The sequence below is a fragment of the Rhodococcus rhodochrous genome, assembly GCF_014854695.1.
Classification (GTDB): Bacteria; Actinomycetota; Actinomycetes; order Mycobacteriales; family Mycobacteriaceae; genus Rhodococcus.
The window spans coordinates 2,534,105-2,547,666 of the sequence record NZ_CP027557.1 but is presented as its reverse complement, the minus strand read 5'-3'; the positions used below and the strand labels follow the sequence as shown (position 1 = coordinate 2,547,666).

13 protein-coding genes and 1 riboswitch are annotated in these 13,562 nt (G+C 67.9%); of the genes, 1 reads left to right on the top strand and 12 read right to left on the bottom strand.

The features are described 5' to 3' along the window. Nucleotides 1-42 precede the first annotated feature (42 nt). From C6Y44_RS11990 to C6Y44_RS11935, 12 genes are all read right to left on the bottom strand, one after another. On the bottom strand, nt 43-1,158 hold the full coding sequence (locus C6Y44_RS11990) for a phosphotransferase family protein (RefSeq protein WP_159418411.1): 1,116 nt from the start codon (nt 1,156-1,158) through the stop codon (nt 43-45). Then, on the bottom strand, nt 1,158-2,447 hold the full coding sequence (locus C6Y44_RS11985) for an acyl-CoA dehydrogenase family protein (RefSeq protein WP_159418412.1): 1,290 nt from the start codon (nt 2,445-2,447) through the stop codon (nt 1,158-1,160). Before C6Y44_RS11985 ends, C6Y44_RS11990 begins: the two co-directional genes overlap by 1 nt. Nucleotides 2,448-2,503: 56 nt before the next feature. Then, nucleotides 2,504-3,646 carry a thiolase family protein gene (locus C6Y44_RS11980; RefSeq protein ID WP_120282492.1) on the bottom strand — a complete coding sequence of 381 codons (1,143 nt, stop codon included), beginning with the start codon at nt 3,644-3,646 and terminating at the stop codon, nt 2,504-2,506. Continuing rightward, on the bottom strand, nt 3,643-4,074 hold the full coding sequence (locus tag C6Y44_RS11975) for a Zn-ribbon domain-containing OB-fold protein (protein WP_120282491.1): 432 nt from the start codon (nt 4,072-4,074) through the stop codon (nt 3,643-3,645). Before C6Y44_RS11975 ends, C6Y44_RS11980 begins: the two co-directional genes overlap by 4 nt. Beyond that, nucleotides 4,071-4,553 (bottom strand): Zn-ribbon domain-containing OB-fold protein, encoded by a 483-nt coding sequence (locus tag C6Y44_RS11970; RefSeq protein WP_120282490.1) that lies wholly within the window; start codon nt 4,551-4,553, stop codon nt 4,071-4,073. Before C6Y44_RS11970 ends, C6Y44_RS11975 begins: the two co-directional genes overlap by 4 nt. Continuing rightward, nucleotides 4,550-5,737, bottom strand: a complete 1,188-nt coding sequence (locus tag C6Y44_RS11965; protein WP_120282489.1) for a thiolase C-terminal domain-containing protein — start codon at nt 5,735-5,737, stop codon at nt 4,550-4,552. The genes C6Y44_RS11970 and C6Y44_RS11965 overlap by 4 nt, the downstream gene beginning before the upstream one ends. Nucleotides 5,738-5,781: 44 nt before the next feature. Continuing rightward, nucleotides 5,782-6,597 (bottom strand): SDR family NAD(P)-dependent oxidoreductase, encoded by an 816-nt coding sequence (locus C6Y44_RS11960; protein WP_225623786.1) that lies wholly within the window; start codon nt 6,595-6,597, stop codon nt 5,782-5,784. Beyond that, nucleotides 6,594-7,421: a mycofactocin-coupled SDR family oxidoreductase gene (locus C6Y44_RS11955; RefSeq protein ID WP_120282488.1), complete on the bottom strand. Its 828-nt coding sequence runs from the start codon at nt 7,419-7,421 to the stop codon at nt 6,594-6,596. The genes C6Y44_RS11960 and C6Y44_RS11955 overlap by 4 nt, the downstream gene beginning before the upstream one ends. A gap of 32 nt (nt 7,422-7,453) precedes the next feature. Further along, a complete protein-coding gene (locus C6Y44_RS11950) occupies nt 7,454-8,548 on the bottom strand; it encodes an ABC transporter substrate-binding protein (protein ID WP_159418413.1) in 1,095 nt (364 codons plus the stop codon). Nucleotides 8,549-8,588: 40 nt separating this feature from the next. Beyond that, on the bottom strand, nt 8,589-9,353 hold the full coding sequence (locus C6Y44_RS11945; protein ID WP_159418414.1) for an SDR family NAD(P)-dependent oxidoreductase: 765 nt from the start codon (nt 9,351-9,353) through the stop codon (nt 8,589-8,591). Nucleotides 9,354-9,457: 104 nt separating this feature from the next. Continuing rightward, the gene (locus C6Y44_RS11940) at nt 9,458-10,501 is read right to left on the bottom strand and encodes an NADP-dependent oxidoreductase (protein ID WP_225623785.1); all 1,044 of its coding nucleotides are present in this window, start codon (nt 10,499-10,501) and stop codon (nt 9,458-9,460) included. A 40-nt stretch (nt 10,502-10,541) separates the two neighbouring features. Further along, a complete protein-coding gene (locus tag C6Y44_RS11935; RefSeq protein WP_159418415.1) occupies nt 10,542-12,035 on the bottom strand; it encodes a class I adenylate-forming enzyme family protein in 1,494 nt (497 codons plus the stop codon). Nucleotides 12,036-12,299: 264 nt separating this feature from the next. Further along, nucleotides 12,300-12,389, top strand: a riboswitch (glycine riboswitch). Nucleotides 12,390-12,531: 142 nt separating this feature from the next. Here C6Y44_RS11935 and C6Y44_RS11930 point away from each other — a divergent pair. After that, on the top strand, nt 12,532-13,542 hold the full coding sequence (locus C6Y44_RS11930) for a DMT family transporter (protein ID WP_159418416.1): 1,011 nt from the start codon (nt 12,532-12,534) through the stop codon (nt 13,540-13,542). Nucleotides 13,543-13,562 lie beyond the last annotated feature (20 nt).

Below are 13,562 nucleotides of genomic sequence, written 5' to 3'. Positions count from 1 at the left end.
GTTCGCACCACCGGACGTGCCCCGTGCGGACAGGATCTCTGCTCAGGCAGGCAACAGCCCGAGCGCTCGGCGCGCGAGCGGCGCGACGAGCTCCCCTCGCTGTCCCATCCGCGGATCGGTGGTCTCTCCACGGACGAACCGCGCATAGAGCTGCTGCAGGATGACCACGGTCTTCCAGCAGCCGAAGGCCTCGTACCAGTCGATGCGCGACAGGTCGAGATCGCTGCCCGAGGCGTAGCGCTCGACGATCTCCGCCCGCGACGGCAGATCGAGCGCGTGCATACCGGGAACGACGATGAACGCCGCGTCCGAGTCGGGAGCCACGGCCCGGTCCGGCCAGTAGTTGAGCAGGGTGCCCAGGTCCACGAGCACATCACCGGTCGTGGCCATGTCCCAGTCGAACACCGACTTGACCCGGTCGGGGTCGCCGTGCGGGAACTGGCAGTTGTCGACCTTGTAGTCGTTGTGCACGATTCCGGCCCGCTGACTCGCAGGAACGTCGGCCCGGATCCGACGGCCGACCTCCTCGACGAGATCGGCGACCTCACGGTCGGAGACGTACTCGGCGACGGCATCCCACCGGGACGACCACCCGGCGACCTGCCGTTCCAGGTATCCCTCCGGCCGGCCGAGATCGGCGAGATCGCACGATGCCGGATCGACGGCATGCAGGTCGGCGAGCCCGTCGACCACGGCGAAGCCGATCCGCCGACCGGCGTCCGGGTACTGTGCCATCGACTCCGGGATCTCGTCCCACACCACGATTCCGTCGCGGTACTCGGAGACGAAGAACTCGGCGCCCACGACAGAGGTGTCGGCACAGTGCAGCAGCGCACGCGGAGCCCGGTCGTACGCGCGGTACAGACGGGAGAGCACCCGATGCTCACGCGCCATGTCGTGCGCGCCGCGCGCGATCTGCCCGAAAGGAGGACGGCGCACGACCAGCAGGCGGTCACCGAAGGCGATCCGGTAGGTCAGGTTCGCCGAACCACGCGGGAACTGCAGCACCGAGAACTCTCCGTCGAGACCGTCGAGGTTCGACCGCAGGTAGGCCTCGAGCGCGTCCCAGTCGAGTTCCTCCCCGGGACGGACGGGCGCGATCTCGACCCGCGGTTCCTCCGCGCCCTCGACGCGCGACTCTTCGGCGACGCCCGTCATCACTGCACCCCCAGCGCCGGCAACCCGAACTTGGCCTCTGCTGCAGCATCCAGTGCGAGCAGATGGGTCGTCGGGAACAGCCCCTCGGCCGGCGTCGCCGTCTTCAGCAACTGCTTGGCGATCTGCTGCTTGTGCAGCTCGGTCGCGCCGTCCGCCAGGCCCATGTGGTAGCTCTCCAGAAGCCACTTGCCGAACGGCATCTCGGTGGAGATACCGAGCGAACCGTGCAGCTGGATCGCGCGGGAGACGACATTGTTGAGAACCTTCGGCATCACCATCTTCACGGCGGAGATGTCGGCGATGACCTTCTTGTAGTCGTCGAGCCGATCGATCTTCCACGCGGTCCGCAGCACGAGAAGGCGGAACTGCTCGAGTTCGACCCACGACTCGGCGATCATGTCCTGCACCAACTGCATGTCGGCGAGCGAACGGCCGCGCGTCTGCCGCGACACGGCACGTTCGAGCATCATGTCCAGCGACGCCTTGACCAGGCCGACCGTGCGCATGGCATGGTGGATCCGTCCGCCGCCCAGACGCGTCTGTGCGACCGCGAAGCCCTCGCCCTCCTCCCCCAGCAGGTGATCGGCCGGGACCCGCACATCGGTGTACCGGATGTAGGCGTGCGTGCCCTCGGACTCCTGATGACCCCAGACACCGACGTTCCGGACGATCTCGATACCCGGCGTGTCCATCGGGACGACGAAGATCGACGCCCGCTTCGTCCGGGGAGCCTCGGGATCGGTCACGGCCATCACGATGAGGAAGGACGAGAACCGTGCGTGCGAGGAGAACCACTTCTCACCGTTGATGACGTAGTAGTCGCCGTCGCGCACCGCGCGGGTGACGAAGCTGGTCGGATCGGAGCCACCCTGGGGTTCGGTCATCGAGTAGCAGGATGCGATCTCGCCGTCGATGAGCGGCTGCAGGTAGCGTTCCTTCAGCTCCGGTGTGCCGTAGTGCGCGAGGATCTCGGCGTTACCGGAATCCGGCGCCTGGCAGCCGAACACCACCGGACCGCTGTGGGTGGCACCGAGGATCTCGTTGAGCAGTGCGAGTTTGAGCTGCCCGTAGCCCGGACCTCCGAGCTTCGGGCCGAGATGGCAGGCCCACAGGCCCTTCTCCCGCACGATCTGCTGCAGCGGACGGATAAGTTTGTTGCGCGTCGGATCGGTCACGTCCCAGGCGTGTTCGATCACCCGGTCGACGGGGGCCACTTCCTCGTTCACGAAGGTCTGCACCCAGTCCAGCTTCTCCTGGAACTCCGGGTCCGTTTCGAAATCCCATGCCATGTCGATCGTCTCCTACCGTGTGATGAAAAGTTCTCGTCGGCGATCCGGTCGCCGATTCAGCGTGTGAGGACGGTGCACGCGCTGATCCCCGGCGCCCCGTACACATGGGTGAATCCGACCTTGGGGTCGCCCGGCACCTGCCTGTCCCCCGCCGCACCGCGCAGCTGGACGACGTTCTCGTAGACCTGACGCAGACCGGTCGCGCCGATCGGTTCCCCGTTCGCGAGGCATCCGCCGTCGGTGTTGACCGGTATCGCTCCACCGATCTCGGTGGCGCCGGAGCGGATGAGTGTCTCCTGCTCCCCGTGCTTGCACAGTCCCGTCTCCGCCAGATGCATGATTTCCGCACCGGCCTCGGTGTCCTGGATCTGCGCTACGTCGATGTCGCTCGGGTCGATCCCCGCCGCTTCGAAGGCCGCGCGGGAGGCGGTCACCGTCGGACCGTCGGCACGTTCGGGCGAGGTCCACGGACTGAACACCTCGAACGAACCGAACAGCCGCGAGCGCAGTTCGGCAGCCTCGAGGAAGACCGGCGTGTCGGTGTAGCGGTGGGCCCGGTCGGCGCGGGCGAGCACGAGCGCGACCCCGCCCTCTGCCGGGGAGCAGAACATGTACTGGGTGAGCGGGTCGTTGACCATCGTCGACCCGGCGATCTCCTCCTCGCTGAGCGGAGTTCGCCGCCAGGCGTGCGGGGCGAGCGAACCGTTGCGGAACGCCTTGGCCGCCACCGTGGCCAGCAGGGATTTCGGCAGTCCGTGCTCGACGAGGTACCGCTGGATCTTCATGGCGAAGAACTGGGTGGTGACCATCATCCCGGTCTCGCCGTACCAGCGACCCAACCCGTTGTCCTCGGGACGAGGGTTGAATGCTCCACGAGGATGCTTGTCGAAGCCGACGACGAGACCGAGATCGGACTCGCCGGAACGGATTCGACTGACCGCCGAGGTCAGGGCGCTGCCGCCGGTGGCGCATCCGTTGGACACGTTGACGAAGGGCAGACCGGTCAGGCCCAGGGTGGACACGAGGGTGTCGGCGTTGCCGGCGGAATCGCTGCCTCCGTAGGCGAACTGGATGTCCTCGAACTCGACTCCGGCGTCGGCCATCGCCTGCCGGGCCGCGTAGGCGCCCTGGTCCAGGCCGCTCACGCCCTCGGTGCGACCGAACCTGTGGATGCCGATACCGACGATCGCGACCTTCATGCCGTCTCCTCCTTGCTCGGTGCGAATGCGAAGGTGACGACCTCGGTGCCGTCGTCGTCGACGTGGTTGACGATGCTGCACAACCGCATCGGCATCCCGATCTCCAGCGATTCCGGGTCGTTCACGGTGAGGCGGGACTCGACGATCACGTCACCGAGGTCGATGTAGCCGACCCCGAAAGGGGTGAACGGTTCGGTGTGCAGGAACGGTTTCTTCGGAGCGAAGGACTGCACGGTGTACGACCAGAGCACGCCGTCCCTCGGCAAGGCCTCGGGGTTCATCTCCGCGGCCCCGCAGCGGGGGCAGCTGGGCTGCATCGGAAAGGTGACGGTCGCGCAACGGGAGCAGCGGGCGCCGCGCAGTGCGACGTTCGGGTCGTCGTCGACGAACAGGACCGGATCGATCGGGCGGGTGGGCGTCGTGGTCATTCGCCCTCCCCGGTGCCGTCGTTCGCGCGCTCGGTGTCGATCTCCCAGACGGGCAGTACCACGGGGTTTCCGGCCGCGTCCTCGCCGAGGTCCTCGAAGGTGCAGCGGACCGGAGTCCCGGCGGTGACGTCCGCGCGACCGGGCAGGTTGCCGATCAGGCGCACGCCGGCCTGCTCTCCGTCGAGGTCGACGACGATCACGGTGTACGGGACCGGGAACAGCGGATGCACCTGATGTTCGACGATGGTGTGGCTGTACACGGTGCCCGTGTGGGGCGCCGGCTGCCACGACACCTCGGTGCTCGCGCAGTACACGCAGCGCGGTCGCGGCAGGTGGATGCGTCGCCCGCAATCCTCGCAGGTGAGGATCTCGATGCGGCGCTCGGCAGCGGCGGAGAAGAAGCCTGCGCTGCCCCGTTCGGTGACGAGGGGACGGAGCCGGTCGGTGGTCGCCGCGCTCGCGGCTGCCGCGGCGCTCATGCCGCCACCAGGATCAGCGCGGACGCCGCCGGGGGCGGGGCCGAGGTGACCAGGGAGACCTGCGCGCCCTCGACCTGGCTCGTGGAGGTGCCGCGGATCTGCCGCACCCCTTCGACGACGTGGTTCATTCCGTGGATGTATCCCTCGGACATGTGTCCTCCGCTGGTGTTGATCGGTATCGCTCCACCGAGGTCGATCTGGCCCTCGGCGAGGAAGTCGCCGGTGTCGCCGCGCTTGCAGAACCCGTAATCCTCGAGCTGGATGAGGGCCGTGATCGAGTAGCAGTCGTAGATCTGCGCGACGTCGACGTCCGCGGGACCGAGACCGGCCCGGTTGTAGAGCGTGTCCTGGCATTCCCGTGACGGCAGGGCGGTGATGTCCTCGCGCATGAGTGTCGGGTACATCAGGCCCGGCTGGGGGTGACGGCAGGTCGACATCGCGACCGACCGGATGAGCGCCGGCGTCTGCCGCAGGTCCTTGGCGCGTTCGGCGGTGGTGACGACGACCGCTGCGGCACCGTCGGTTTCGAGGCAGTAGTCGAACAGGCGCAGGGGCGACGACAGCATCCGTGAGTCGAAGTAGTCGTCGAGCGTCATCGTCCGGTCGTACATCTGGGCGGCCGGATTCGCATTGGCGCGCTTGCGGGTCACCAGCGCGATCTGCGCGAGTTGCTCGGAGGTCAGGCCGGTCTCGGTCATGTAGCGCTGAGCCATGAGCGCGAAGTACTGGCCGGACGACAGCAGCCCGTACGGGCCGAAGAACTCCTCGAAGGTCTCGTTGCCGCCCACCTCGGGGGTGACGACAGGAGACAGGCCGAACCGACGGCCCGATCGACCGTTGAGCGAACGGAACACGACGACGGTGGTCGCCTGTCCGCTCATGATGGCGGCGACGGCCTGGGCGACCATCGCGGCCGGCCCCGAACCACCCGGGCCGGCCTCGCCCCAGTAGGTCAGGTGCGGGACGCCGAGTCCGTCGGCGAGCGCCGCACACGAGACGAGATCCATATCGTTGCGGACGACGCCGTCGACGTCGTCCGGGGTCAGTCCGGCGTCCTCGAGGGCCGCCGCGGCGGCCTCGACGGCGAGCGCTGTGACGGAGACACCGGAATCCTTGGAGAACGCGGTTGTTCCGATTCCTGCAATGGCGCAGGCATCCCTGCGCCAGGTCGGATCGGTGGACATGTGTGGGTCACCTCTGTGTCGTGCCCGCCGCAGCGGGCGGGGAGTCAGTTCGCGGTCAGTCCGCCGTCGGCGGCGATCGCCGCGCCGGTCACGAAGGAGGCGTCGTCGGACAGCAGGAAGGCCACCACCGACGCCATCTCGGCCGGGTCCGCCGAGCGTCCGAGCGCGGTGTTCTCCACCACCCGACTGCGGGTCGCCTCGGGCTCGGGGCCCTGCAGCGCCTGCGAGTTCACCCGCAGACCCGTCCGCACCAGTCCGGGGCACAGGCAGTTGGCCCGGATGTTCCGGTCCGCGTACCCCATGGCAACCGACCGGGTGAGCTGCAGGACGCCTCCCTTGGACGCGTCGTAACCGGGGGTGTTCAGGTTGGTCGCCACCAGCGACGCGACCGAGCCGACGGTCACGATCGAGCCCCCGCCGGCCTGGAGCAGGTGGGGCAGGGTGGCCCGCAACGGTAGGAAGGTACCGGTGAGGTTCACGCGCAGGATGCGTTCCCAATGGGCGAGTTCCATCTCGTGGAGCATCGCCGTCCCGTTGATGCCGGCGCAGGTCACCACGCCGTCGAGACCTCCGAACTCGTCCGCCGCGGCAGCCACGGCGTCCGCGACGGAGGTCTCGTCGCCGACGTCGCACCGCAGCCCCAGCGTCGGTGCGCCGGTCTCCGCGACCGAAGCGGACACGACCTCCGCGGCCTCGCCCCGGGCGTCGGTCACCGCGACCGCTGCGCCCTCGGCGGCGAGTCGCTTCGCCACGGCCTCACCGATGCCGCTTCCACCGCCGGTCACGAAGATCCGGCGACCTTCGAGTCTGCGCGGCACCTGGGCGGTCTCGGGCCGGGCCTCGTTGTCCAGCGCGGTCACAGTCGCACTCCCGCGTCGACCGGCAGCGCCACACCGGTGATGAATCGTGCTTCGTCCGAGGCGAGGAACAACACGGCGTTGCTCATGTCCTCGGGCGCCACCCAGCCGATGCCCATCGGATTGCGGTCCTTCGAGCGCTCCCACAGGTCGTCCGGTCCCGGATTCTCGAGATCGGGCCCGAAGATCCGGAAGGTCGCATCGTTGTGCAGCATCGGCGTCTCCACGGCGCTCGGATTGACCGTGTTGACGCGGATGCCGTGGGGGCCGAGTTCGGTGGCCAGAGTCCGCATGAGGCCGACGACACCGCTCTTCGACGCGTTGTAGTGACCGATGTTGGCCGAGCCGAGCATCGCCTGGATCGAGCTGGTCATGACGATCGATCCACCGCGGCCGGCGCGGATCATCTCCGGGACGACGGCTCGAACGGTGTGGAACACCCCGGTGAGGTTGACGTCGAGCATGTCCTGCCACTCTGCGTCACTCAACTCCCAGGTGGGCCGGAAGCCCACGATGCCCGCGTTGGCGCAGACGATGTCGATGTGCCCGAACGTTCCGATCGCGTCCGCAACCGCAGCGTCGAGCTGCGTCTGGTCCCGGACGTCGGCGACGCGGGACAGGACCCGACGGCCGGTCGCGGCGACGAGCGCCTCGGTCTCCTTCAGGTCGTCCCCGGTGGCAAGCGGGTACGGCACCGAGTCGATCGACCTGCACACGTCGAGGAGGACGACGTCCGCCCCTTCCTCGGCGAGACGCACGGCGTGCGCGCGCCCTTGGCCACGGGCCGCGCCGGTGATCAGTGCGACCTTTCCTTCAACTCTTCCCATGGGGGGTGACTCCTTCTCCGGCGATCCCGGAACTACTGGTTGAACAGACGGCCGAAGCGGGCCTTGAGTTCTTCGAGTGCTTCCGGCGTCATGGCGTCCGTGTTCTGAGGGGCAACCTTGTCGACGGTGGTGACCGCCGAACCGATGCCGGGCAGAACGGAGGCATTGCGGAACGAGACCGCTTCCTGACCCGCCGGGGTGATCATGTAGTTGGCCAGGACCTGGGCTGCATTGGGATGAACGGCGTCGGCGAGGATCGCGGTGTACATGGGTGCGCCCCACACGACGTCTCCGAAGGCCGAGTCGACAGGGGCGCCGGTCTGCTGCTCGCTCTTCTGGTCCTGCACGAATGCGGCGGCGGCGATCTCACCGGAGGCGAGGGCCTGCGCCAACGGCAGCGCGCTGGGGTAGATCCGCGGACGCTGCTGGGCCAACTTCTCGAGATAGCCCTCACCTCCGACCTGCTCGAGATAGTTGTCGTAGAAATCCACGTGGGCGGTCGACGTGGGAAGGACGATGCCGATCCTGCCGTCGCCGAGCGCCGGATCCAGGAGATCGCCGTAGCTGTCGACGCCGTCCGGGTAGCGCTGGGTGTTCCAGCCGAAGGTCAGGACCGACGCATTGGAGACGAAGTAACCCGTGTCGTCCTTCAGGGTCGTGACGTCGTACTCACTGGCGGAGTCGGTGAAGGCCGGGCCGACGGGCTCGGCGAACTCCCCCTCCGCGCCGAGGCTCACGGCCCACGGCACACTCGCCTGCGTGACCACGTCGGCGACCCGGTTGCCGGTCTCGGTCTCCGCACCGATCTTCTGGTGCAGATTCGCGTCGACGTCACGGACGACGTTCAGGCGGATGCCGTAGTCGGCCTCGAAGCGGCGGCCCAGTTCGGCGAGAGCGTCCGCGGCGTTCGACGAATAGATCGTGACCTCGCCCTCCGCCTTGGCCGCCTCGATCACCTGTTGCCAGGCATCGTCGCCGGCCGGGCCGGTCGCTCCGATCGATTCCGAGGTGATGCGGTCGTCCCCACCGTTTCCACCGCAGGCCGCGAGGGTCGCGGCGAGCGCGGCGGCGGTCAGGGTCGACAGGAAGGTGCGCCGGGTACGGCGCGGTGCTCGGATGAAGTCCATGGGAGGCTCCTGGTCGTCGGCCCGTGGGCCGCGGATCGGGTCAGGGGGTGGAGGTGCGGCCGCCGTCGACGGGGATCACGGCACCGGTGGTGTAGGTGGAACCGGGCCCCGCGAGATACAGTGCGGCGCCGACGATCTCGTCCGGATTTCCGGCACGCCGGAGCGGCATCGCCCCGAAGAGTTCGTTGGCCGAGTCCATGTCCCAGGCCTTGCTGATGTCGGTGAGGAACGCACCGGCCATGATCGTGTTGACCCGCACGCTGGGGCCGTATGCCTGCGCGAAGCCCTTGGTCAGGGTGTTCAGTCCCGCCTTGGCGGCCGCGTACGGCAGATCGGTGGTCATCGGCCGCTCGGAGGCGATGGAGCTGATGTTGATGATCGATCCCCCGGAACCCGCCGCCATCCGAGGACCGACGAGGGCGGTCAGACGGAAGGCACCCTTGAGATTGACCCCGATCACCTTGTCGAACAGTTCCTCGGTCACCTGGTCGAGGCTGGGGTACAGAGGCGCCATGCCGGCGTTGTTCACCAGGACGTCCAGGTGGCCGAACTCGTCGTAGACCCGGTCGACGACCGGTTCGTGGGCGTCCCAGTCGCCGACGTGCAGTGCGAGGGGCAGAGCCTTGCGTCCGGTGGTCTCGGCGACCTCCGCGGCGAGTTTCTCGCAACTGTCGACCTTGCGGCTGACGATGACGACGTCGGCACCGGCGTTCGCAAAGGCGAGAACCATCTCGCGGCCCAGGCCGCGGCTGCCACCGGTGACGAGCGCTACCTTTCCTTCGAGAGGACGGGGATGCGTGGTCATGCGGGCTCCTGTCGATGAGGTCGGCGTCGAAAGCGCCTAAAGAGTGAGAAGGTGCGGCGGGACACCGGCGTCGCCGCAGCGACGTCGGGACGGTCCCGACGGAGTCAGGTCGAGGGGACGAGAGGGACGAGGGCCTTGCCGGTCGCGGCGCCGTCGAGCATCCCGACGAAGGCATCCCATGCACCGCCGATGCCACCGGCGAACTCGGTGTGGACGGGCCGGATCCGTCCGCTCCGGACGAGCGCGGCCATCTCGTCCTCGAAAGCGTCGCGTGCGTCGAGATGGTCGGCCAGCAGGAAGCCTTCCATCCGGGCGCGACGCCAGATCAGTTTGAGCAGGTTGTTCGGTCCGGGCACGGGTGTGGCGGAGTTGTAGACGCTGATCATCCCGCACAGAGCGATGCGGGCGTGGTCGGCGAGCACGCGGATGGCCGCTTCGAGTTGTTCGCCCCCGACATTGTCGAAATACACATCGAGCGCGGTGGCACCGACCTCGGCCATAGCGCTGCGCAGCAGGTCCTTCGCCGGCCCCTCGTGATGATCGAACGCCGCGTCGGCACCGAGTTCCCTGACGAGCGAGACCTTCTCGGGAGATCCGGCGCTCGCGATCACCACGGCACCACGCTGTTTCGCCAGCTGGACCGCAGTGGATCCGACCGCACCGGCCGCGGACGACACGAACACCACATCGCCACTGCGCACCTGCGCGATCCGATCGATTCCTACCCAGGCGGTCATACCCGGGATGCCGAGGACACTCAGGTGCAGGGCTGCGGGGAGATCGTCGTGCCGAAGCCTGCGACAGTCGGACGGGTCGACGAAACTTTCCGTCCGCCAGCCGTACTCGTGGAGAACAAGCGATCCGATCGGCAACTCGGGTCGATCGGACCAGGACACGACCCCGACCGTGGGAGCGAGCATCGGCTCCCCCAGTGCGTAGGGCTCCGCGTAGGTTGCCTCACCGCCCATCCTGCCCCGCATGTAGGGCTCGACGGACATGACGAGGTTCCGCACGCGGATCTGCCCCGAGGCGGGTTCGACGAGAGCGGTTCCGACCAACTCGACGTCGGTGTCACGGGGACGGCCACTCGGGCGCGCCCGGAGGATCCATTCGCGTCGGACGAGTTCGGTGTCCACGATGTCGGTCACAAGGATGCCCGTTCTCTTCGTGATGCGGACGGCAGCGCGATCATCCCGCGAGTCCGGCCGTGACCTGCTCGACGAGATCGCGGCGCACGAGCTTGCCGGTGGGAGTACGGGGCAGATCGTCGACGAACACGACGTCGTCGGGGGTCCTCGAACCGCGCAGACGTTCACGGCACCACGTGCGGATCGCATCGGCCTCCTCATGGTTGTCGACAGCCGGAACGATCACCGCGCAGATCCGTTCGCCCCATTCGTCGTCGGGAGTACCGATCACGGCCACCTCACGCACCTGCGGGTGGTGTGCCAGCACGTCCTCGATCTCGGCCGGCGCGATGTTCTCCCCGCCCCGGATGATCGTGTCGTCCGCGCGACCACCGATGTAGAGATAGCCGTCCTCGATCCGGGCGCGATCCCTGGTCGGGAACCAGCCCTCCGCGTCCAGGACCGAACCGTTACCCATGTACTCGCCGCTGACCTGCGCCCCGCGCACCCACAGCAGACCCGTCTGCCCGTCGGGCAGCACGCGTTCGCCGTCCTCGGATCGGATCTGCGCTTCGATACCGGGCACGATCCGACCGGCCGAGGAGAGCCGTCCTCGCAGTTCGGGTTTCGCGAACGCCTCCCGATGCTCCTCGGGTCCGAGCACCGCGATCGTCGAACTGGTCTCCGTCAATCCGTAGGCGTTGACGAATCCGGTGTCGCCGAATGCCGCGAGGGCACGCTCGAGGACCGGCTGGGGCATCCTCGCACCTCCGTAGGCGAGCGACTCGAGCGTCGGGACCTCGGCGGGCGCGCCGTCGAGGTGGTCGACGATGCGGGCGAGCATCGTCGGCACCACCATCGCGCTGGTGACACCCTCGGTGCGAACGAGGTCGAGCCAGCCCTGCGGCGTGAAGTCGGGCAGGTAGACCATGCGTCGACCCGAGTAGACGTTGCTCAGAACGGCACCGAGACCCGCGATGTGATAGGGCGGCGTGCTGACCAGGGTGGCCTGTTGCCGTGCCGCCGAACCGAATTCGACGGTGTTGATGAGGTAGGACAGCAGGTGCCGGTGTCGGAGCAGCACCCCTTTCGGAGCCGAGGTGGTCCCGGAGGTGAACAGCACGATCGCGGTCCCCTCGTCTTCCGAGCGGTCCCCCGCGAGAGGTGCCGTCCCCTCCGCGAGACCGAGAAACTCGTCGGTCGAGACGATTCGGTGCGCGCACCCGTCGAGCTTGCCGACATAGTCGGCGTCCGCCACGACGATCGGTTCGTCCAACCTGTCGATCAATTCGAGCAATTGCGCAGCGGGAAGCCGGTAGTTCAAGGGCGCCAGGGGAATACCGGCACGACCGGCAGCGAACATGAGCGTGGGAAGGACCGGACCGTTCACTCCGACGAAAACGACGTTCCGGGCTCCGAGCTCACCGAGCAAGCCCGCACCGCGCGAAGCGAGTTCGTCGAGCCGGCGGTAGGTGACACCGTTCGAACGAGGACCCATCGCGATCCGATCGGGGGTGGCGGCGGACGCCATGTCGAGGACCATCCCGATACCCATATGACCACCTGTCTTCAGAAGCTCTGCCGTACGAGAGAAGAGACGAATCGACCGGCGCTCGCGATCACCGGGTGCCGAACCCTCGGTCGCGAGACCGTGTGATGCACACCATAGCAATTATGCCTATATTTGTGAAGGTATCGGCTGGAATTTTCTGGCAGCCCTCTCACCAGGCAAAATGCGAGACATGCCCGACCCCCGGTACGACCTCACAGACCGGCATCGAGCCGCATGGCATACTTGACGCCACAACTGAACAGCCACCGAACCGCGGCGGGAGAGTCCCGCACACAGCGGGCGCCGAAGGAGCAACCTCCCCGGGAATCTCTCAGGCCCCCAGACCGCCACGGCGAGGCTCCTCTGGAAAGCAACTCTTCCGGGTTCACCGAAGGTGTAAGCGGCTCCGTCCGCGAAAGCTCTCAGGTCCGATGACAGAGCGGGGAACGACAACACCCGCTGGTGCTCGTTTCGTGCACCCTGGACCCGAGGTAGACGTGTGACCGTTTCCCTGGGCGCGCCTTCGCGCGCCGATGATGCCGTGGGCGCGCCTTCGCGCGCCGATATTGCACCGACCGAGTCGCGTGGCCCTGTTCTCCCTCCCTCCCCCGCCCCGAAGTCGCCGTCGCGTACGAACCGGCGACTCGGGATCGCCGCGATCGTGCTGTCCGCGACCGCGATGGGCGCCGCAGGATTGTTCGGCCGCAAGGCCACTCCCGAAGGCGCGGTGCTCGGTGAGGCACTGACGCTCGGACGGATGGCAGTCGGAGCACTCGGCATGCTCCTCCTGATGGCGCTGTCCCGCCGCCTCGGACAGTTGCGCCGGACCCGTCTGTCCTGGTCGGTCGTCGGTGGCGGTGTGCTCCTCGGACTGTCCCTCGCGACCTATCTGTCCGCCACGGTGTTGACCGACCTGTCCCGTGCCGTGGTTCTCCATTACCTCGGCCCCGTCGTCGCGACGGCCCTCGCCCGGGTGTTCCTGAAGGAGAGGGTCGGTCGCCTCGACGCCCTGTCGATCGGCACGGCGTTCGCCGGTATGCTGCTCGCCGCCGGTCTGGTCGGCGGTGGGTCGTCCGGGGGTGAGCACGAGACGCTGGGCACCGTGCTGGGCGCGGCCTCGGGAGTCTTCTACGGCGGGGCCCTGCTGTGCTACCGCTATCGCACCGATATGCCGTCCGACGTCCGGTCCCTGTGGAACTTCGTCTTCGGTGCCGTCGCGGCAGGTGGGATGGTCGCGGTGACCCGACCCGACATGTCGGGGATGACCGCGACGCACTGGTTGTGGGCCGGTGGGTTCTTCGTCGTCTGCGGCCTGTTCGCGCTGGGGCTGCTCGTCGTTGCGGGCAAGCACCTTCGTGCCGCGGAACTGTCGGGCCTGTCCTACCTCGAGGTCGTGGTCGCGCTGATGATCGGCATGGTCGCCTTCGGAGAGTCCGTGACCGTGCTCGCCGCCGCGGGCGCCGGTCTCATCGTGGTAGCGATGGCACTGCCGATGCTCGGCCGCCGATGACGAGTGGGAGGGCCGCCGGT